A 20,784-nucleotide genomic window follows, 5' to 3' on the forward strand; every position below is an offset into this window, starting at 1 on the left:
TGCATCTCACAATTTATGGCGGATTTGAACGAGCTGAGTGGGCGTGTGCTTGTGCTGGTGGCGCATGCGGACGATGAGTGTGTGGCCTATGGGGCGCTGATGCAGAGGATGAAAGAGTCCGTGGTGGTGATTGCCACGGATTGCACGCCGAGGGATGAGTTTTTCTGGGGGAGATTTGGATCGCGCGAGAAGTATGGGGAGGTGCGGCGTGAAGAGTCGCGCAGGGCAACGGCGCTGGCCAAGGTTCATGAACTGGTGTGGCTGGCGGATGAGGATTCAAGACTGGAGGACCAGCGGTTGTTTCTGAACTTGGGGGCTGCATATGAGCAACTTGGGCGTCTGGTGAGACGGGTGAAGCCCGAGGCGATCGCCACGCTCGCATATGAGGGCGGGCATCCGGATCATGATAGCTGCAGCGTGCTGAGTTGGAAACTGGGCGCAGAGTTTGGGATTCCGGTGTGGGAGGCGGCAGTGTATTCGCGCGGGGGTGAGGACGGGCACGAGAAGATTCGGGTGCAACGGTTTCTTTGCGAGTCGGGCGGCGAAGTGGAATTGGATATTTCGGAGGCGGAGCTGGAGACGAAGCGCAAGATGTGTCGGCAGTACGCATCGCAGGGAGATTTCCTGCGGGTGTTCGATGCGACGAGGGAGGTGCTGCGTCCGCAGGTGAAGTATGACTATGCGCGGCCTCCGCATGAGGGGCCGACGAACTATGAGAAGTGGCAGTGGTGGATGACGGCGCGCGAGGTGAGCGAAAAGTTCAAGGAATTTGTGGAGCGTGGACGATGAGCCGGCGCGTGTTGCTGGTGGCCTATCCGCTGCTGCCGGTTACGGAAGCGAGCGCGGGGGGAGCGGAACAGATTCTGTGGACGCTGGAGCGAGAACTGGCGGCGAGGGCATGGGAGACTTCGGTTGCGGCCTGTGCGGGGTCGAGGGTGAGTGGGGAATTGATCGTTACGGATCGGGGGAGATGGGGAGGAAGTGTGCTTTCCCAGGTTAGCGCCGAAAAACACAGCGCGAACCTGGGGCACCCGAGTGGGAGTGAAGGGCAAGGGCAAGAGCAAGGGCAACGGCAAGGGCAAGGGCAACGGCAAGGGCAAGGTCAACTACCCCAACTCGAACAGAGCGAATTTAGGATGTGGCTCCCTGGTTTGGGAAACCCCGGTGTGAGTTGTGATGATTTTGCGGAGAGGGAGCGGGAACTGGCGGAGAGGGTGGTGGAGGCGTGCGGTGATCGCGCATTTGATCTGGTGTTGGATCACAGCGGTCATTTCTTCAGGCATGCGCGGAGGGTGGAGACGATGGTGCTGGCCACACTGCATCTACCGAGGGAGTTGTATGTGGAAGGCAGTTTTGATTCGGTTGCCGAGAACGTGTACTTCCACTGCGTGAGCGACTCGCAAAGATCGACATTTGTGGATGTTCCGCGACTGCTGGGCGTGGTGAGGAATGGCATCGCGCTGGAGCGTTTTTCGGTGGCGGAAGAGAAATCAGAGAGGCTGCTATGGCTGGGAAGGATTTGTCCGGAGAAGGCTCCGCATCTGGCGATTGAGGCAGCGCAGCAGGCTGGTTTGCCGATTACGCTTGCCGGGCAGGTGTATCCGTTTGAGTGGCACCAGCAATACTGGCGGCGCGAGGTGGAGCCCCGAATTGATGGCGAGCAGGTGAGGTGGGTTCCTCTGCCGACGTTCGAGGAGAAGAGTCGGCTATTGGGAGAGGCGCGGGCGCTGCTGGTGACTTCGCAGATTGCCGAGACGACGTCGCTTGTGGCTCTGGAAGCGATGGCGAGTGGGACTCCGGTGATTGCGTTCAGGCGCGGGGCGCTGGTGGATGTGGTTCCGCCGCAGGCGGGGGTGCTGGTCGAAAACGTGGAACAGATGGCAGCAGCGTGCCATCGGCTCCAAAACATCCGCGCAAAAGATTGCAGGATGTGGGTAGAGGAAACGTATTCGGCCAAGGCAATGACTGACGCCTACGAAGCGCTGATCGGCAATGTGCGGACCAGAGGTGCTATGTTCGGGAAGGGCGAGAGACTGGTATGAGGTTCTTTCCCGCGAACGCGAGAGCCGTCAGGCTGCGACGCTTTGCGCGGGAATCTTGATACGCCGTTGCCGAGCTTCGATCATCTCGCAGAGCAACGTTGTGACTTCCTGATTGCTGGCTGGCGCCTCGAGATACACATCCGCGAAAGGTTCTCCGGAGCGAAACGCCGCACCAAGCCTGGCGGTTATGACCAGCACTGGAAGACCGAGTTGGGTAGCTTCGGCAATGGTCCTGCGATCACTTTCCGATTTCCAATGGAGCACAACGGCCACGCAGGCTGGGTACTGCCGCAGAAGTCCAGGACTGTATCGTGCCTCGACAAGCTTGTACCCAAGATTGCGGAAGTCTCGGGCGAGGCCGGGCTGAGGATGGGAGCCGAGGTAAAAGATTTCCATTGCAATCCCTCCAATAGCGGGGGAGGTGCGCGGTCGCGAGTATACATCGAAAGGCCGCAGGGTACTCTGGAGCATGCGAGTTGCCAATCAGCAACTCAGAATTCCGGAGACACAGAGCGGCGCGCCGTCGGTTTCTGTTGCGGTGTGGAGGTAGGAAAGCGCTCAGAGGTGCGTGGCAAGTCCGGTTACGAAATGACACAGACTAACCCATCCGAGTTCAGCTTGAACTCGAATGGGCCAGTGAAAACTTTGCTATTCGCGAGGGATGCCGAAACAAGCCAGCAACTCTCTCAGATCCACGTTGTAGACGACGGATAGCGAGTAGAGACGGAAAATACCAGGGACGACGCCTTTGTTTTCTACTTCAGACAGGCGGCCTGGAGAGATGGCGTATTCTTCGTTGTTTTGGGCTTCGGCGATACGTCGCGTCGCGTCGGTAACGTCGCGAAGAACCATATGGCGCTGCTTACGAAGAGAGCGCAGAAGTTCGCCGGAGGTACGGCCCTGTTGATCAATGCGATGCTCGGCGGGCGAAGCAGCTGTCATTTCCATAACAATTGGCCTACCTTTCCAATCGCGCACATTTTAGTGAGAGTCGCACCCCCGAACAACAGACGGCGGCAGGTTTATTTTGATCTGTACCGAATCCGGAAAATTCCCAGGAGGTGGTGCTAAGGCAATGAAGGTAATTATTTTTGGCGCAACAGGTATGGTTGGCGCGGGCGTTCTCAGGGAATGCCTGCTGGATGCAGGTGTCGAGCAGGTGCTGGCGGTGGGTAGAAACGCTACGGGGCAGCGCGATCCGAAGCTGAAGGAGATTGTGCGGCGCGACTTGCTGAACTTTTCGGAAATCGAAAAGGAGCTGGGCGGATATGACGCGTGTTTCTACTGTCTGGGAGTTTCGTCGGTCGGAATGAGCGAGGCGGATTACCGCAGGATCAGCTATGACATGCCGTTGGCTGCGGCGCGAACACTGCTGAGATTGAGTCCGGAAATGACATTTACGTTTGTGACCGGAACAGGTGCGGACAGCACTGAGCGCGGGCGAGTGATGTGGGCTCGAGTGAAAGGTGCAACCGAGAACGAGTTGATGCGCATGCCGTTCAAAGGTGCGTACATGTTTCGTCCGGGAGTAATTCAGCCGCTGCACGGGATCCGATCGAAGACCGCGCTTTATCAAGTGTTCTACAGCGCACTAGGTCCATTGTTGACGCTGTCGCGAAAGTTGTTTCCGAAATACGTCACCACCACGGAGAACGTGGGGAAGGCAATGCTTGCGGTAGCGAATAAGCGCGGGGGCCGTGGAGTGCTGGAGAACGCAGATATCAATCTGCTGGCGAGATGAAGAGCAAAAGCGTTGCTGTATGGAGAGCGAAATTTTGTTCTAGCCCGAAAAGGGACAGATTTCAGGAAATGCAGCTAGGGTGTGATGTGATCACTGAATGGGAGCTGATCTTTGCAGATACTTTCGGCGGCCGATAAGCAAGGTTCGGCGCAGGAGGGTTTTGTCATGGATGAGCGTACTGACGTAGCAGTCATTCCGGAAGAGCAGGAAGACTCAGCATCCTTGATCACAACGTCAATCTTTCCTGGTCGCTATGTGCAGGGCGCGGGAGCGCTCAGGTCGCTGACCCAGGAGGTTGCACGCCTTGGCACGAAGGCATTGGCAATCTTCGGACGCTCGGGAAAGAAACAAGTAGCCGGATACGTGAAGGACAAAGAGGGCATCACTTTTGTCCATGAGGATTTCTGCGGAGAGTGCTGCGACGATGAGATTGCGCGGTTGTCGCGTGTGGCACAGGAGCAGAAGTGCAATGTGATAGTGGGCGTGGGAGGCGGGAAACTGCTGGACACCGCCAAGGCCGTGGCGCATGGCATGGGCTGCCCGGTAGTGATCGTTCCTACGATCGCCTCGACCGATGCACCATGCAGCGCGCTTTCGGTGATTTACACACCGGAAGGAGCTTTCGCTCGTTATCTGGTGCTTCCGCACAATCCGAATGTGGTGCTAGTTGATACGGCGGTGATTTCGCGCGCGCCGGTGCGGTTCCTGGTTTCGGGCATGGGCGATGCGCTGGCAACGTGGTTTGAAGCGGAAGACTGCCGCAACAAGCAGGCTGGAAACATGACGGGGCGCGTCGGATCGATGTCGGCCTATGCGCTGGCTCGGCTCTGCTATGACACGCTGTTGAACTACGGGCCGCTGGCGAAACGGGAGTGTGAAGCGGGCGTCGTCACTGCGGCTCTGGAGCACATTGTGGAGGCCAACACGCTACTGAGCGGTCTGGGATTCGAAAGCGGTGGACTGTCGGCTGCTCACGCGATTCACAACGGGCTAACGAAGGTTCCGCTAACGCATCCGTTCTGGCATGGAGAAAAAGTAGCCATCGGAACGCAAGCGCTGTTGATGCTCACGGATCGTCCGCCATCGGTGATCAAGGACGTGTATGACTTCTGCCAAGAAGTCGGACTGCCGATCACGCTGGAACAGATCGGACTCGGCAAAGCGACAGAAGAGCAGTTGATGGAAGTGGCAAAGGGCGCATGCGCACCGGGCGAGACCATCTATAACGTTCCTGTGTTAGTGACGCCGAGACGTGTGCTGGCGGCAATCAAAGCGGCGGATGCAGAAGGACGTATTCGCCTGGGCAAGATGACTATGGCGGCTGCGGTAGCGCACTGAGGTTAGTGGCTTGGAGTAGATGCCAACGGGTTGCTCTCCCAGGTTAGGCGCGCAAAATACGCGCGTCGGAACCTGGGGCACCCGGGGCACCCGTATTGCGAGCAAGAACAAGAGCAAGGACAAAAACCCCACCCAAGCGGAGCTTGGATGGGGCACCCTCAGGTTTTTCCTTTTAGCGGAGTTACTTCACGACACCGCAATTGCGTGCGATGGTTTCGAGTTTGGCTCGCGTGTCGGGTTTCATCTTGACCATGGGGAGTCGGTAGTTTTCCTCGATGCGTCCCATCATGGCGAGCACGGCTTTCACTGGCATTGGATTGCTCTCGATGAAGTTGGCCTGCATGAGCGGCAGGTACTTGTGATAGAGAGCGCGCGACGTGGTCCAGTCGTTATTGAGCGCGGCGCGAGTGAGGTCGGCCATTTCGCGCGGAATGGCGTTGGATGCCACGGAGATGATGCCCTGTCCTCCGACCGAAATGACGGGCAAGGTCAATGCATCGTCGCCGCTAAGCACGGTGAAGTCGGGCAGCAGGTTGCAGATTTCGGCGATCTGTCCGAGGTTGCCGCTCGCTTCCTTGACGGCTGCGATGTTGGACAGCTTCGAAAGGCGCGAGAGAGTCGCAGGCTCAATGTTTACGGCCGTGCGGCCCGGAACGTTGTAGAGAACGATGGGCTTATCAATGGCTTCGGAGATGGCCTTGAAATGCTGGTACTGACCTTCCTGCGTCGGCTTGTTGTAGTAGGGCGAGGCGGAGAGAATCGCGTCCACACCTTTGATCTTTGAAACTTCCGCGGCCTTGTGGATGGCTTCGCAGGTGGAGTTGGAGGACGCACCGGCAACAATGGGGATGCGTCCGGCAGCGACCTCGATGGTGGTTTCGATGACCATGAGCCACTCATCATGAGAGAGAGTGGGGGTTTCTCCGGTGGTGCCGCAGGGAACCAGGAAATCGATTCCTGACTCGACCTGCCAAGCGACGAGCGCCCGCAGAGCTTTTTCATCCACCGATCCATTGGCCTGGAACGGAGTGACTAATGCCGTTCCGCATCCGCGTAGTTTAAACATTGCCTCAACCCTTCAGCTCGGAAAACATTTCTTGAAATTCGTAGAATCCGCGCTTGCCCTTTACCCACTCTGCCGCACGCACCGCTCCTTCGGCAAATCCGCGTCGGCTGTGGGCGTTGTGAGTCAGCGTAATCTTATCTGCTTCAGACATCAACTCTATGGAGTGAATGCCGACGACTTCGCCCTCACGAATGGATTCTATGGGAGCCTTCTTACCCCCGAACTGTTCAAGAGTTTTGGCCAGAGAGACGGCGGTGCCGCTAGGGGCATCGAGTTTGTGGATGTGATGCGTCTCGGTAATGTGAGCTTCGTAGCCGTACTTCAGGGCCTTGGCGGCTTCGCGTGCGATGGCGAAGAAGAGGTTGACGCCGAGGGAGAAATTAGATGCCCAGACGAATCCCGTGCCGCTGCGCTCTACCAGATTGCGGACGTGAGAAAGCTCGGCGTACCAGCCAGTTGTGCCGACGACCATGTTGGCTCCGGCGTGGACCGTAGCCTCGATATTGGACATGACCGAGTCGGGAGTGGTGAAGTCGATAACGGCATCGACTCCGGCGAGGCGACTGCGCGTGAGTGCGGCACCACCACGGTTTTCCTGCACCTCGACGATCTCGACAGAGTGCCCGCGTGACTTCGCAACCTCGGCGACGAACGCACCGGTCTTGCCCGCTCCCAGTAGTACAAACCTCATTTCAAATCTCCGTGCTTAGGATGTGAACTCGATTGTATAGGTTCGGCCGGGCGGTGGTGTGGAGGAGGGGAAAGTTTTGGGGCTAAAGTGCCAAAGCGAATACCTTGCCTGGTGCTTGGTGACCTGGGGCGGCATTGAAGAGGAATGGGGGTGGTAGGGATCCTTCGCGTTGCTCAGGATGACACCTGACAGCAACAGCAAAACAAAAACCCCACCCAAGCGGAGCTTGGATGGGGCACCCTCGCGGGTTGAGGAGATTCTTGGTTTGTTAGTCGAAGACTTCGGGGTCGACTTCGGTGAAGAACATTTTGTGAAGGCGCCGGATGGCCTCGGGCACGTCGTCTTCGTTGATGACGAACGTGATGTTGATCTCCGAAGCGCCTTGGGAAATCATTCGGACGTTGATTTCGCCGAGGGCGGCGAATACTCGGGCGGCGATTTGTGGTGTCTCCCGAATGTTCTCGCCGACCAGGCAGACGATGGCGTTTCGTCCGGCATATTTCACGTCGGCAATCTTCTCGAGATCGGCGGCGATGGCCGGGATAGCTTCGTTGGAATCGATCGTGAGAGAAACCGAGACCTCGGAAGTGGAGACGACGTCGATGGAACAGTGATGGCGGTCGAAGATGTCGAAGATTGTCTTCAGGAAGCCGTGGGCTCCGAGCATGCGCGCCGCGACGACATCGACGATGGTGATGCGCTTCTTGGCGGCGATAGCCTTGAAGGTGGATTTGGATTTTGGAGCGCGGCCTACGATCAGCGTGCCTTCGTTCGTCGGATTCAGCGAATTGAGAACGTACACCGGGATGTTCTTCTGCACTGCGGGGAGAACGGTCGCAGGATGCAGGACCTTGGCTCCGAAGTAGGCTAGTTCGGCAGCTTCCTCGAAGGAGATGACGCGGATTCGGCGGGCTTCGGGACAGATGCGCGGATCGGTGGTCATCATGCCGTCAACGTCTGTCCATATCTCGATAGCGTCGGCGTCGAGCGCGGAGCCCATGAGCGCAGCAGAGAAGTCGGAGCCGCCACGTCCAATGGTGGTCTGCACGCCTTGCTCTGTGGCCCCAATGAATCCTCCCATGACGGGAACCTGCGAACCCTCGAGCAGAGGGCGAACAAGGTTCTTGGCACGGTGCTCGATTTCATCTACCAGGGGAATGGCCTTGCCGTGCTGTGCGTCGGTGATCATCACCTTGCGCGAATCAACCAGGGCAGAGCGAATGCCGCGAGCAGCGTACGCTTCGGTCACAATGCGGCTATTCAGTCGCTCGCCGTAGCTGACAACATAATCGGAACTGCGGGGTGAAAGTTCGCCAACGGCAACGATGCCCTTGAGCAACTCATCGAGAGTATCGAATTCGCGCTCGAGTTCGGCGGAGAGGTGTGCGTACTGCTCGGCGCTGACAAGCTCTTTGGCCGTGGCGTGATGACGCAGACGCAGTCCATGAGCTAGTTCGAGAGCCTTTTCGCGCTGGCCTTCTCCTGCAGCTTTACCGGCGGCAAGCAGAGCGTCTGTAACCTTGGACATGGCGGAAACAACGACGACGGGTCGGCGTTCAAGGCGGCCTTTTACGATTTGTGCTGTGCGGTCGATGGCCGCGGCATCCATAACGGACGTGCCGCCAAATTTCATTACGATCATGGGGAAGAACCTATGTTTCGCGAGGTTTCGCAAGGTTGCTAGGTTTCGCGAGGTTGAAACAGGCTAAGGTTTCAAAGTTTCAAGGTTGCAAGGTTTCAAATTCAACAAGCAACGGCAAATCAAGATCAACAGCAAAGGCATGGTTGAGGTGCTTCGCTTCGCTCAGGATTTAGATCGAGAGCGAAGCGAAAGCTCGCAAGAATTAATCCAAATAGCCCTTAGCTTTGAGTAGCTCTGCATTCAGCAGCGCGGCACCGGCGGCGCCACGGATGGTGTTGTGCGAGAGCATGGTGAATTTCCAGTCGAGCAACGAGCAAGGGCGAAGGCGTCCGCAGGAGACGGTCATGCCGTGTCCACGCTCGATGTCGAGGCGGGGCTGCGGGCGATCGGGACGCTCGTCGTAGAAGATCGGTGCGGCTGGAGCGAAGGGCAGCTTGAGGTCTTGAGACATGCCGCGGAACTCGCGCCAGGCAGCGATGATCTTTTCGGGAGTCGCGCGCTTCTTCAGCTTAATGGAGATGGACTCGGTGTGTCCGTCTTCAACGGCGACGCGGTTGCAATGAGCGCTGATGGTGAAGTCGGCTGGAACGACCTCTCGGCTCTTGAGCTTGCCGAGAAGCTTGCCAGCTTCTTCCTGCATTTTCTCTTCTTCGTTCTTGATGTAGGGCACGACGTTGCCGAGGATGTCCATGGAGGCGACGCCGGGGTAGCCTGCACCGCTGACGGCCTGCATGGTCACGGCAAAAACGGATTCGAGGCCGAACGCCTTCTGCAACGGTGCGAGCGCAATGGCCAATCCCATAACGGAGCAGTTGGAATTCGTGACCATGAAGCCGCCGGACCGCTTGCGCCAAGTTTGCGAATCGATGAGCTTGATGTGGTCGGCATTGATCTCGGGAATGACGAGCGGCACCTGCGGGTGCATGCGGAAGGCCGAGGAGTTGGAGATAACGGCGCATCCGGCGTCGGCGAAGGCGGGCTCCATTTCGCGAGCGATGTCGGCATCCAGAGCGGCAAAGATGACCTTGGGCGCTCCTTTAGGCTCAGCAGCCGAGAGCTTCATGCTGGCAATGCGGCGTGGGATGGGAGTCTTCATCTTCCACTTGGCGGCTTCCTCGTAGGTCTTGCCGAAGGAACGTTCGCTGGCCGCAACCCAGGCAACTTCAAACCATGGGTGCTGTTCGAGGAGTTGGATAAATCGCTGGCCCACCATGCCGGTGGCTCCCAGGATTCCTACAGGGATCTTCGCCGTCTTTGCCATGAAGCCAAATCTCTTTCCGAATCTTACAAAAATGAGTGTGTTTCTCTTTTTTATATCACCCGGAGACGTGCTTTGCCGTGAGATTCGCGGCACCTTTCGATGGTGGACGGCGTGTGCAGGGCGAGTTGCCAGCTTTTAAGGGTAAAATCAATTGATGCTGGAGCAGGTTATTGCGGCATCTCGCGGAGGGGCGAATGATCAACGGAAAGCGCGTGGTGGTGGTTCTACCGGCGTACAACGCTGAGAAAACACTGCGCACAACGATAAATGAAATTCCGGAGATCGTGGACGACTGCATCCTCGTTGATGACCACAGCTCCGACCACACGGTGCAGGTCGCACGCGAACTCGGATTGCCGTGCTTTGTTCATGACCGGAATTATGGCTACGGCCGCAACCAGCAGACATGCTATCGAGAAGCTCTCGCGGCAGGCGCAGACGTGGTGATCATGGTGCATCCGGATTACCAGTACACGCCGCGACTGATCACGGCGATGGCGAGCATGGTGGTTTATGGCACCTACGATGTAGTGCTGGCATCTCGCATTCTGGGTGGTGGCGCGCTTAAAGGCGGCATGCCGCTGTACAAATACGTCGCAAACCGATTGCTGACGGCGTTCGAGAATATGTTCCTGGGAGTGAAGCTCTCGGAGTACCACACGGGGTATCGCGCATTCAGTCGCGAAGTGCTGGAACAACTACCGCTGGTGGAGAATTCGGACGACTTTGTCTTTGACAACCAGATGCTGGCGCAGTGCGTGAAATTCGGATTCCGCATCGGTGAAGTGTCGTGTCCGACGAAATACTTTGCTGAGGCATCATCCATCAATCTGCGACGCAGCATCACCTACGGACTTGACGTGTTGACGACCACGATGCAATTCGCATTGCAGAAGTGGAATCTGGCGAGCTACAAGATTTTCGACGAAAACGGGCGCAAGCTCACTACAGCGTTCGAGCACTATTACACCACGACAGAAACGATACAAAGATAGTGACAGCGGGAATCAAGCGAACACAATTCGCAGAGGGACAAGACTATCCAGGCGAGCATTCGACCGCAGCCCAAAGGGTGCAGGAGAAAGACTCGGCTGGGCTTGGAATCAGGGGCACGGGATTGCTGGCGCTGATCTCGGCGACAGCTTTGGCTGTGCATGGGTATCATCCATACGTCGAAGACGCCGAGATCTATTTGCCTGGCATCAAGAAGCTGCTCGATCCGGCACTGTATCAGCAGAACACGGGATTCTTCGCTTCACATGCGGGGATGACCCTGTTTCCGAATTTGATTGCGGCTTCGGTGCGCGTGTCGCATTTGCCGTTCGATTGGGCACTGCTGGCGTGGCAGTACGCATGCATCTTTGTGATGTTGCTGGCGTGCTGGAAAATCGGGCGACTGGCATTTGCTTCGAGACGAGCAGCCTGGGGCGGCGTCGCGCTGGTGGGTTCGATGTTCACATTGCCGGTAGCGGGAACGGCGCTTTACATCATGGATCAGTACTTGAGCACGAGGTCAATTTCGGCTGCGTCGGTACTGATGATGGTGGCCATGGTCGGAGAGAGGAAGTATCTTCAGGCTGCGTTGTGGGCGGTGTTTACAGCCGCTATTCACCCACTGATGTTCGTGTTCGGGTTCTCGTTTGCGGCTTTGCTTACGCTCCTCCGAATTGTTCCTGTGGGCGCATTCCAGCGGCAGTTCGCCTCCGCCGCGCTGCTACCGTTGGGATTGTTCCCGCCCATGTCACCGGAGTATCACGAAGCTCTGCGGAGCCGGGGATACTTCTTTCTGTCGAATTGGGAATGGTATGAGTGGGTCGGAATGCTGGCTCCTTTTGCAGTGTTCTGGTGGATGTCGAAGGTCGCGAGACGACGTGGGTTGGTGGAATTCGAACGGATGTGCGTGGCGCTGAATGTCTTCGGCGCGATCTTCGTTGCCGCTTCGCTGATGACCATACCGATGGCGATGGAGCGGTTTACGTTGTTGCAGCCGATGCGGTATCTCCACCTGACGTATGTGCTGATGTTTGTGTTTGCGGGTGGCATGCTGGCCGAGTTCGTGTTGCGCGACAAGGTGTGGAGATGGGCGGCGGTGTTTGTGCCTGTTTGCCTGGGGATGTTCATCGCACAGCGCGCACTGTTTCCGGCAACTCCGCATGTGGAACTACCGGGAGTGCAATCGCAGAACGCGTGGGTAAATGCATTTGTGTGGATTCGCGGGAATACTCCAAAGGACGCGTACTTTGCGCTGAACCCCGAGCACATGCGGATGGACGGGGAAGACCAGCACGGATTCCGTGCACTGGCCGAACGGTCGATGCTCGCGGACGCAGTGAAGGATTCGGGGGCGGTAACGATGTTCCCGAAGATGGCGCGAACGTGGAAGGAACAGACGGAAGCGCAACGGCAATGGACGAAGTTTGACCGGGCGGATTTCCAAAAACTCAAGAATGAGTATGGCGTTGACTGGGTTGTGTTGGAGAAGACGCAACGTGCCGCGCTCACGTGTCCCTATGCAAACGACGCGGTCAGGGTCTGCAAAATCGAGTAGATGAATTTTGCATAAGAGCGATAAACCCTCGCGGGTGCGAGGGTTTGTCTTTGGTTGTAAGTGGCTGGTTGCAGCGCTGTCGTTTGTATCGTTCGGCGTGAATTGGGCAGTGTTGGAAGGCACACAAGTCCATATGTAAGTGACCTTGATCGGTTGCCGAGGGATGGAGGGCGGCAGGAATCCTTCGCGTTGCTCAGGATGACACCTTAAATTCAGCTAAATCAAAAGCCCCACCCAAGGTTAGCTTGGATGGGGCGTTCTGAAGTGTGGCGTCGATTGGATCGGCGCCGTTTTGTTTAGCGGCTCGGCGGGTACTGGTTGTCCGGGCTGTTGCTTGGATAGTTCTGGTTGTTATCGGGATAGTTCCGATTGTCAGGATAGTTCTGGTTGTAGTTGCGATTGTCCGGTGGCGGATAGTTGCTCTGGTTATTCGGATTGCGATCATCCGGATAGTTGCCACGATTGTCGTAGTTACGGTTATCCGGGTAGTTGCGGTTGTCGTCGCGGTCGTGGTAGTTGCGGTTGTCGTTGTAATAAGGATCGTTGGGGTTCGGGAGCCGATCGCGATAAGCGGTGGCTACAACCGGGACAGTCAGATCGTTGTTCAGACGGAACTGGAGCTTGGTTTCAGCGGGAACGCTGAGATCTTTGCCGCGGGTGATTACTTGAGCTCCGGCACCAGCTGCACCTCCGGCAATAGCGCCGATGGCTGCACCCTTACCGCCTCCGGCGAGAGCGCCGAGAAGGGTTCCGGCTAGAGCTCCGCCGCCAACGTAGGTTCCGGTGCGCTTGTTCATGCCGATTCCGCCGTTCTTGCTACTTCCTGCAGCACTGGCACTTTCACCTATGATATCGACGGTGCGGCCAGCAAGATCAATCGAGTGAAGATCGAGAGTCATGGTGCGGCCATTATCGTCAGAGACGACGCGCAGGCGCGCCGGGGTGCCACTAGGAATCGCTACGCGGCCGTCCTGATCGAGCACGTCGCGCGAGATCGTGGCAGGGTAGGTTCCTCGCGGCTCTTCGCCCTGACGTACGGTGATGGCCTGGTCGGACCGGACTTCGATCGCCGTACCACTGGTGATGACTGTACGCTGCTGAGCAAAAAGTCCGGCTGCACTGAACAAGAGCGTCGTCATGAGCAGACTTCGAATTGCCTTGGACATTAGCTCCTCCTGTAGACGGTGGCGTTCGTTTAGAGGACGGAGGACTAGAGGAAGTTGGCTTCGGGGCAAGCCGAATAGACGCGGTCAAGGCCGGGGTCGAGTATTGCGGCGTGGGAAATATGTCGTGAGAAGTCGGGGATGATTTAGCTGCAAGCGTGTTGCTCTCCCAGGTTATCGACGCGGAAAGCGCGTCGCGAACCTGGGGCACCCTGCGTCTTGCTCATGCAGCGCGTCTTGGTGCGTGCAGCATGGTGGCAGCAGGTACTGACGAGTACTTCTACTGGCGAAGGATGTCGGTGGCGCTGTCAGGGATAGAGATGCGGACTAGCTTGTGATCGGGATCCAGCCAGAGGTGCCAGTCGGGACCGTCTGTCTGGATCAGGAAATGACGGAGGCGCTGGGGACGACCGTTCAGGGGAGCGTCTTCATAGCCCTTGAATTCGATGAAAACCTGCGACGATGTACGGCGACGCGGGATGAGAACAGGCACACGCTGGCGTTCTAGATCGCAGCCGTCTCCGGCAGGGCGAGGCTTGCAAGCAGTGGAGGCGAGATAACGCCAGAGGAGAACCTCGCGAGTGGAAAAGAAATAGTCGTCGAGAACGAACGTGTCCAGACCAAGGAAGAAGGGCTGATCAGAGGTTTTGCCATCGCCGACGACATGCATGTTGAGCACCTGATCGCCGGGCTGAACAGTAGCGGAGCTATGCGACGGGGCTGTCTGCTTCCATTCGTATCGAGAAAGACTGCCGTTGGGAAAGAGAACCAATTCGCTGGTCTGTTCGATTTTGCCGCTGGTTTGATTGTCCGCGCGAAATTCGGACCAGGTGACGCTCGAGTCGGGGTACTGCCGGATGACGAACTTTTCGCTTGCTACGCGCTGGCCGTTCTGGAAGACCCCAAAAGTACCTTCGTCCACCACTTTGGGCTGGACCTTGGCAGGCGAGGACTTGCTGCCGGCGAAAGCGGCGAGGGTGAGCAGCAATACAAGCAGGGCGGAGGAGATGGAACGGCGCATCATGTCGAAGTCTCTGGCTAGAGTTTATCTCGGGAAGGGTCGGGAACGCCAAGCCTAATAGCGAGTCGGACAAGCGAAGAGACAAGGGCCGAAGGGTCACTATTGGACGCGTCGAGCGTGTAATGCGCTGTGAGATACGTAGGGCGGCGCTTGTCGTAAAGCTGCCGAAGCTGTTCGAAATCGCGGGCCAAGGGGCGTTGGTGCCCAGTGTTGGCGATGCGCGCGTAGGTCACGTCAAAGGGCGCATCGAGGAAGCATACGGTTGCGTTGTGCTGTTTGAGAAGTTCGCGATTAGCGGCCTGGAGGAACGCACCACCTCCGAGAGCGAAGATGGAGGGGCGAGCAAGGCGCGGCAGAGTGAGATCGAGATGATGGTGTTCGATTGCACGGAAGCCACTTTCACCGCGATTGGCGAAGAGCTCTGGGATTGGGCCATGGACACGCGCTATCTCGTGATCGAGGTCGATGAACGTGCAGCCCAGGCGTAAGGCGAGGAGTCGTCCGACAGTGCTCTTGCCGGCTCCCATGAAGCCGATAAGAACCAATAAAGGCGCTTGAGAATGAGTGTTCACTCAAAGTGGATTGTAGCAGGGGTGCGCTTCATTCAAGGACAGGCGGTAGCGATCTGAATGAAAGGCCGCGAGGGTACGCGGCCATCAACGATCGGAACGAGCGCGGAGAGACGTAATAATCGCTAGACGGACCGCCGCGCCTGCGCGGGCTTAACCAAACCCTCAACCTTGAGTTTCTGTTCAATGCCATCCCACACACGCGGACTCGGATCGTACAGGGGGATCAGCAGTTTGGCTTGGTCGGCGATATATCGAAGGTCATTCACCAAACCACGACACACTTCACAGGATTTCAGGTGCTCTTCTTGCTCAACGGAACCGCCCGAGTCGATGATAAGCGGCAAATCGCGCTGGAACTCAGCACAGGTCATTTTGTTGTCTCTCCCAATATGGACGGCGGTTGGGGCCGCAGCGGTTGCATAACATCCTTTAGTCATATTGCTTGCCTGCTTGTAGGTCTAGAGGCGTTCCTCTCAGCGCGAGTAAGTTTGAGAAGATCACGAAGCTTCATACGCGCTTTGTGGAGCTGGGATTTACTGTTGCCAATGGAACAGCCCATCATCTCGGCGATTTCGTTATGCTCATAGCCTTCGATGTCATGCAGCACGAAAATGATGCGGTAGCCGGGAGGAAGACTTTCGATTGCACGTTCAAGGTTTACTCGGTCGATCGATCCGGCCAGTACCTGGTCATGAGCGCCGATGTCCTTCTTCGGTCCATCCTCTTCGGTGGGCTCAAGAGTTTCCTGGAGAGAGACCTCGGGGAGACCCTTTTTGCGCAGGTGCATGAGGACAACGTTGACGGCAAGGCGGTGCAACCAGGTTGAAAATGCGGATTCTCCGCGGAAGGTAGCGATTTTGCGATAGAGCTGTAGAAATGCCTCTTGCGTAAGATCCTCTGCCTCGGCGGTATTTCCGGTCATGCGAAGGCAGAGTGAATAGACACGACGTTTATGAAGTCCGTATAAAGCTTCGAAGCATTCACCATCGCCTTGTTTGGCGCGCTCGATGGCTTCAGCTTCTGACATTCCTGTCGCCAGCATTTTCTTAGGGGTGGTCAATAGAGACCTCTTTGGAGCGGTGTTCAATTGCGTTGCAGACTTCGGGGCGGCACCCCGGGCAGGCGAGGGGACGTCTTCGACAACTGGTGCAGACTTGCGTATTGGCACTCGGTCCTCCGCCGCACACTGGTACACCCTTCCGGTATGTAAAAAGTACGATGCGCTTCAGAGCCGATTCGTTGCATTTCCCGGCCACTCAGGGGAGCTTGCGCCACTCTGCTCAGGTGAACGCACTTACATTGGACATCCAACGTGGTCCTCTACTCATCCCTACGCAGAACCAATTCCGCAGAAAGCAACCCATCCTGAATAGTACAGAGCAAGGAGAGACTCCCATGTTCGATTCTAAGTACTGGAGCCGTGCGCTGGCCACAACATTTCTGATTGCCGCACTCTCACCGGCAATGCTGGCCCAACTAAACACGTCCGACGAAGGCATGCAAATCAGCGTGAATGCCTGGGACAGGCAGGCGGTGAAAGAAGCGACATCGCTGAAGCATCATGGAACGCCCGCGAATACGGTTGCAGCGAGAACGAGGCGAGCGGAACTGTCGAACCTTCATGCGGGAGCAACGGCGGCGGGAATCAACCTTGGAAGTTCGACACTCTACCCGGGAGACCTAAGCTTTAGTGGCGGCAAGATGGTGGAGTACGCGCAGTCGCATCCGGTTTATCTGTATTCGACTGCGGCGAAGTGTACGACACCGGCTTGTTGGGGCGACGTGCAGACGTTTTTGACGAACCTGGGTGGCAGCACGTTTATTCACGTGCTGGACCAGTACACGGGAAACACGGCGAGCAATCGGTACACGCTGGGCGCATCGACTCATGCGACGATCAAAGCGCCTTCCAAAACGGCTCCGCTGACGGATGCGGATATGGCGGCGCATGCGCACGCCGCGGCTCTCTCGCTGGGAAAGAGCGGTTATGCGCACATCTTTCATATCTTCTTGCCGCCGGGGCAGGATGTGTGTTTCACGGCGACCGATGGGATGTGCTACTCGCCGGACGTTCCGGCTAGCTTCCATTTCTGCGGATACCACGCGAGTGCCGATTTTAGCGACGTGGGCCACGTTTTGTACACGGTTGAGCCTTATCAGAACGTGACGGGGTGCAGGCTGCAATCGGGGACGCCAAACGGCGAACTGGTCGATTCAACCGCGAACGTGCTTTCGCACGAGCTGTTTGAGATTATCAGCGATCCCGATGGAAATGGATGGTTCAATACGACGGACCTCGCATTGTACGGGCAGGAAGTGGCAGACGAGTGTTCGTTCTTGTCGCCCAGCGGAGGATTCAATGCGCCGACATTCCAAGTTGCGGCAAAGAGATATGCCATACAGCGTGAGTACGACAACAATCGCCACGCCTGTGCGGAAGCTCCATAATCTTGGGGAGGATCATCGGGCATAGAAAAGGCGGAGACATAATCTCCGCCTTTTGTGTTTGCAGTTCGATTACGCCGTGATGGTTTCGAGTCCGTGACCTTTAGGTCCGAGTTCGCGCTGGCGTAGCAGGAAGGCGAGCAGCGCTCCGATCAGGCCCATGGCGGTGAGGATGTGAAGCATGGGTAGGTATCCGTGAGGATTGCTTGCCGAAGCTCCGGCGGCGTCATTGGCTTTGCCGAGTCCCCAGTTCATGCTAGCCATGCCCATGTTCTGGACCATCGTCATGAGGCCGAGTGCAGTTCCGATTGTGCGGCTTGGAACGATGTAGGCCACAGACGGCCAGATGATAGCCGGGACGAACGTGAATGCGAATCCGAGCATAGCCATCGGAACGTAGAGGGAGATGTTGGTGTAGCCCATCATGAGGAATACCGGAATGAGCAGAAGTACTCCGAGGCACATGATGGTCGCACGACGTCCCATTTTGTCGGAGAAGAGGCCGACGATGGGGGTTCCGAACATGGTGAAGGCCGTGAGGATGCTGAGCAGTTTGCCGCCGAGTTCGCGCGTGGTGCCGTGAGCATCGATGAAATACTTCACGGCGAAGGTCTCGAAGGGGAAAATCGCTGAATAGAAGATGACGCAGAGTCCGACGAGATACCAGTAGGAAAGTCCAAAGTTCTTTACGTCTTGAAACACAATCTTGTCGGCTTCGCCAGCGGCTCCGAGAGCATAGCGGCGCTCAGCGCGGGCTTCCATGATCCAGTAAAAGATGGGGCCGATGACGCAGAGTGAAACGAAGCAAACCCCGATCAACCAAGGTGCCTGCCAAGTGTTGTAGGCGGAAGATGCCCAGCTTGGAGAGCGCTGCGCAAGGTAGGTTCCGAAGCGCGCCAGCATGAGGTTGAGTCCGAGAGCGAAGCTGAGCTCTTTGCCTTTGAACCACTTTGCGACTGCGGCGGTGATGGCGACTATGAGCGACTCGGCGCCCATGCCGAAGATGAAGCGTCCCGCGGCCATAACCTCAAAACGTGGGCTCGAAGCGGTGATCATCGAGCCGGTGAGACAAATGCCTCCGAAGAGAAGCAACGCGCGGCGAACGCCTAGGCGGTCGATGAGAATGCCTCCGATGAGAACCGTGGCGATGGGCGCGATGGAATAGAAGGAATTGAGCAGACCAATCTTCTGGTCGGAGTACCCAAGCTGCTTCTGCAGGACGTCGGCGAGAGGCTCAAGCGCGTCATAGAAGTAGTAATTCCCGAACATGGTGATACTCAGCCAGAGAAGGACGATCCAGCGGTAGAGCTTACTGGGCTCGGAGGTGGAGACGGGTTGGGGCATGAATGGAGACCTTTCTGGCTTATTAGTTCGGTGCAAATTGAATGTAGCAGCAAGCATGGACAGGTCGCCAGTTACGAATGAAGTGACGCAGCTCAGAAGCGAGAGCTAGAATTCGTCAACTCACGTTTCGGAGCGAAAAATGATGCGTACGGCGTGCAGTTGTGCGTTGGTGATGGCGTTGGCTTGCGCGTGTTGGGCGCAGGAGAAGAAGCCTGATTCGAAGGCTGGGGACACGGGTTCGAAGCAGAAGGTTGTGAAAGTGGCTGCCAAGCAGGCTCCGGACAGGAAGCTAACGCCGGAAGAGCGCACGGGGCGTGATCTGCTCGAAAGTTCGTTGGCGCAGAGCCGGAAGATGGATCCGGTGTCGCAGGGGCAGGCGGCGTGGGCGGGCGCGCGAATCTATCTGCGGCACTCGGGCGACAAGGCAAAGGCGGCTTCGCTGCTTGAGGACGGATTCTATTCGGTACTAAGCCAGAAGGAAGAACCCGAGAAACGATTGGAACGCGTGCGCACGGCTGTGGAGGCACGCATTTTGAAGGCGTTGATTCCGCTGAATGTGGTGCGGGCAGAAGAACTGCTGCTTCATGCGGAAGAACCGGCTCGGAAAGAAGTGCAGAGCGCGCTGGTGTCGTATTACTTGAGCAAGGGCGATGACGCCAAGGCTCTGGAACTCGTGCGGCGGATGGCTACCGAGTACGAGATGAATTACGGCGATGCCATGACACTGATGGGCCATGCGAAGCCGGGACAGGAGTCGCTGCGAAGGGAGCTGTTTGGTGAGGCGCTGGCAAGCTACAGTGCCCATGAGCACAGCAGCATGTTCAATTGGAATGATTTCGCGACGATGATCCTGCGCTTTCATGCGGATGTGCCCGCGCTCTTGGTGTCGCAGGCAGTAGTTGAGGTGCTGGACCAGGCCAAGAAGGCGGACGAGAAGATGGCGGAAAAGAACAGCTATATTCGGGCCCAGATGTCCACTGAGAAGGGTGACATCGCGTGGACGAATAGCTATGAGTATCAACTCTTCACTTTGTTGCCGGTTTTGCGAGAGGTCGATCCGGTTGAGGCCGATGCCCGGCTGAAAGACAGCGCGACAACGCGGGAGCAACTGTCGAAGTTTGAGAATGGGCTCGATGATTTGGCGCCGTGGATGATTGATCCGTCCAACAAGAAAAAAGGGGCGAGCTCTACGATCACCATGAGCATGGGAACGGTGGACGGGGGACAGCGGCCGCCATCAGGCACTCCGGACCCGGAGGGTCTGCTCTGGGCGCAGGTTAACCAGGAGGTGGGGCCGCATCCGGATAGCGCGATGGCGAAAATCCCCCGGCTGAACTCGGTATGGAGTCGCACAACGAGCTACATGATGGTCGCGCAGTTTCATTGGAAAGATCAGCCGGCTGTGGCGAGGGCGGCGATTCGCAAAGGTTTGGAGGAGGCTGGCAAATGTGAGCCGAAGTCGGCGGGGCCTTTCTACGCCGATGCGGCGGATGTGTACATGCAAATGGGAGACACGGAAGGCGCCAAGCAGGCATTGCTGAAAGGCGTGAGCGTGGCCGCCAAACTATACGAGGAAGATACGAAGACGGATAGCCCGAACCTGGCTCCGATGTGCTTCTGGCCCTCGACGGAATTGTGGTTGAAGTTGGTGAGGATGGGGACGAACATCTCTCCGCTGTGGGCAATGGAACTGCTCAAGGGTGCGCCAGCGGAAGACGTGCTTGGGATGGGGCAGATGGTCATTGCCTCCAAGCTGCTGAAAGTGGACTACCTGATGGGAAACACAATCACGATCCATGATCAGAGCACGGAATGGGCTGGGGAGGAACTGGACAACACGAGCCCGGCGGAGGTGCTGGCAGGCGCACCAAAGAACGCGAGCATCGAGACGACAAGGATCGTGTATTAGC

20 protein-coding genes are annotated in these 20,784 nt (G+C 57.2%); 8 read left to right on the forward strand and 12 right to left on the reverse strand.

All coding sequences use genetic code 11. The features are described from left to right. Positions 1–15 precede the first annotated feature (15 nt). Positions 16–789: a PIG-L deacetylase family protein gene (locus AC6IZD_RS04395; RefSeq protein WP_497786469.1), complete on the forward strand. Its 774-nt coding sequence runs from the start codon at positions 16–18 to the stop codon at positions 787–789. Beyond that, positions 786–2,042 carry a glycosyltransferase gene (locus tag AC6IZD_RS04400; RefSeq protein ID WP_497786470.1) on the forward strand — a complete coding sequence of 419 codons (1,257 nt, stop codon included), beginning with the start codon at positions 786–788 and terminating at the stop codon, positions 2,040–2,042. The genes AC6IZD_RS04395 and AC6IZD_RS04400 overlap by 4 nt, the downstream gene beginning before the upstream one ends. A gap of 27 nt (positions 2,043–2,069) precedes the next feature. Here the strand turns inward: AC6IZD_RS04400 and AC6IZD_RS04405 are convergent, their stop codons facing one another. Continuing rightward, positions 2,070–2,438 (reverse strand): hypothetical protein, encoded by a 369-nt coding sequence (locus AC6IZD_RS04405; RefSeq protein ID WP_497786471.1) that lies wholly within the window; start codon positions 2,436–2,438, stop codon positions 2,070–2,072. A gap of 252 nt (positions 2,439–2,690) precedes the next feature. Next, the gene (locus AC6IZD_RS04410; RefSeq protein WP_497786472.1) at positions 2,691–2,990 is read right to left on the reverse strand and encodes a hypothetical protein; all 300 of its coding nucleotides are present in this window, start codon (positions 2,988–2,990) and stop codon (positions 2,691–2,693) included. Positions 2,991–3,117: 127 nt separating this feature from the next. Between AC6IZD_RS04410 and AC6IZD_RS04415 the strand changes: the two genes are divergently transcribed. Together AC6IZD_RS04415 and AC6IZD_RS04420 are read left to right on the forward strand one after the other, a co-directional pair. Beyond that, the gene (locus AC6IZD_RS04415) at positions 3,118–3,783 is read left to right on the forward strand and encodes an NAD-dependent epimerase/dehydratase family protein (protein ID WP_497786473.1); all 666 of its coding nucleotides are present in this window, start codon (positions 3,118–3,120) and stop codon (positions 3,781–3,783) included. A 165-nt stretch (positions 3,784–3,948) separates the two neighbouring features. Then, complete coding sequence (locus tag AC6IZD_RS04420) at positions 3,949–5,121, forward strand: glycerol dehydrogenase (RefSeq protein WP_497786474.1); 1,173 nt, start codon at positions 3,949–3,951, stop codon at positions 5,119–5,121. A gap of 181 nt (positions 5,122–5,302) precedes the next feature. Here the strand turns inward: AC6IZD_RS04420 and dapA are convergent, their stop codons facing one another. From dapA to asd, 4 genes are all read right to left on the reverse strand, one after another. After that, positions 5,303–6,187, reverse strand: coding sequence for a 4-hydroxy-tetrahydrodipicolinate synthase (dapA, locus tag AC6IZD_RS04425; protein ID WP_497786475.1), 885 nt, complete (start codon positions 6,185–6,187; stop codon positions 5,303–5,305). Between the two features lie 4 nt (positions 6,188–6,191). Beyond that, entirely contained in the window at positions 6,192–6,878 is a 687-nt protein-coding gene (locus AC6IZD_RS04430) for a 4-hydroxy-tetrahydrodipicolinate reductase (protein ID WP_497786476.1), read from the reverse strand. Positions 6,879–7,146: 268 nt separating this feature from the next. Beyond that, entirely contained in the window at positions 7,147–8,520 is a 1,374-nt protein-coding gene (gene lysC, locus AC6IZD_RS04435; RefSeq protein ID WP_497786477.1) for a lysine-sensitive aspartokinase 3, read from the reverse strand. Between the two features lie 202 nt (positions 8,521–8,722). After that, a complete protein-coding gene (gene asd / locus AC6IZD_RS04440; protein ID WP_497786478.1) occupies positions 8,723–9,781 on the reverse strand; it encodes an aspartate-semialdehyde dehydrogenase in 1,059 nt (352 codons plus the stop codon). A 194-nt stretch (positions 9,782–9,975) separates the two neighbouring features. Here asd and AC6IZD_RS04445 point away from each other — a divergent pair, with 194 nt between their 5' ends. Then, positions 9,976–10,776, forward strand: a complete 801-nt coding sequence (locus AC6IZD_RS04445; RefSeq protein WP_497786479.1) for a glycosyltransferase family 2 protein — start codon at positions 9,976–9,978, stop codon at positions 10,774–10,776. Positions 10,777–10,853: 77 nt separating this feature from the next. Next, on the forward strand, positions 10,854–12,329 hold the full coding sequence (locus tag AC6IZD_RS04450; RefSeq protein ID WP_497786480.1) for a hypothetical protein: 1,476 nt from the start codon (positions 10,854–10,856) through the stop codon (positions 12,327–12,329). A 296-nt stretch (positions 12,330–12,625) separates the two neighbouring features. Here AC6IZD_RS04450 and AC6IZD_RS04455 read toward each other — a convergent pair whose 3' ends face one another. The 5 genes from AC6IZD_RS04455 to AC6IZD_RS04475 form a co-directional block, all read right to left on the reverse strand. Continuing rightward, on the reverse strand, positions 12,626–13,495 hold the full coding sequence (locus tag AC6IZD_RS04455) for a hypothetical protein (protein WP_497786481.1): 870 nt from the start codon (positions 13,493–13,495) through the stop codon (positions 12,626–12,628). A gap of 277 nt (positions 13,496–13,772) precedes the next feature. Further along, a complete protein-coding gene (locus AC6IZD_RS04460; protein ID WP_497786482.1) occupies positions 13,773–14,516 on the reverse strand; it encodes a hypothetical protein in 744 nt (247 codons plus the stop codon). 14 nt (positions 14,517–14,530) lie between these two features. Beyond that, positions 14,531–15,040, reverse strand: a complete 510-nt coding sequence (locus AC6IZD_RS04465; RefSeq protein WP_497786483.1) for a shikimate kinase — start codon at positions 15,038–15,040, stop codon at positions 14,531–14,533. A 167-nt stretch (positions 15,041–15,207) separates the two neighbouring features. Beyond that, a complete protein-coding gene (locus AC6IZD_RS04470; protein WP_497786484.1) occupies positions 15,208–15,522 on the reverse strand; it encodes an anti-sigma factor in 315 nt (104 codons plus the stop codon). Beyond that, positions 15,519–16,127, reverse strand: coding sequence for an RNA polymerase sigma factor (locus tag AC6IZD_RS04475; RefSeq protein WP_497787557.1), 609 nt, complete (start codon positions 16,125–16,127; stop codon positions 15,519–15,521). The genes AC6IZD_RS04470 and AC6IZD_RS04475 overlap by 4 nt, the downstream gene beginning before the upstream one ends. A 353-nt stretch (positions 16,128–16,480) precedes the next feature. On the opposite strand from AC6IZD_RS04475, the gene AC6IZD_RS04480 reads away from it, so the two are divergent. Continuing rightward, positions 16,481–17,533 carry a hypothetical protein gene (locus tag AC6IZD_RS04480; protein ID WP_497786485.1) on the forward strand — a complete coding sequence of 351 codons (1,053 nt, stop codon included), beginning with the start codon at positions 16,481–16,483 and terminating at the stop codon, positions 17,531–17,533. Between the two features lie 69 nt (positions 17,534–17,602). On the opposite strand, the gene AC6IZD_RS04485 is transcribed toward AC6IZD_RS04480, so the two are convergent. Next, positions 17,603–18,874 carry an MFS transporter gene (locus AC6IZD_RS04485; protein WP_497786486.1) on the reverse strand — a complete coding sequence of 424 codons (1,272 nt, stop codon included), beginning with the start codon at positions 18,872–18,874 and terminating at the stop codon, positions 17,603–17,605. 139 nt (positions 18,875–19,013) lie between these two features. Between AC6IZD_RS04485 and AC6IZD_RS04490 the strand changes: the two genes are divergently transcribed. Next, the gene (locus AC6IZD_RS04490) at positions 19,014–20,783 is read left to right on the forward strand and encodes a hypothetical protein (protein ID WP_497786487.1); all 1,770 of its coding nucleotides are present in this window, start codon (positions 19,014–19,016) and stop codon (positions 20,781–20,783) included. The last annotated feature ends 1 nt before the right edge of the window (position 20,784 follow it).

The organism is Koromonas humicola, from assembly GCF_059726255.1.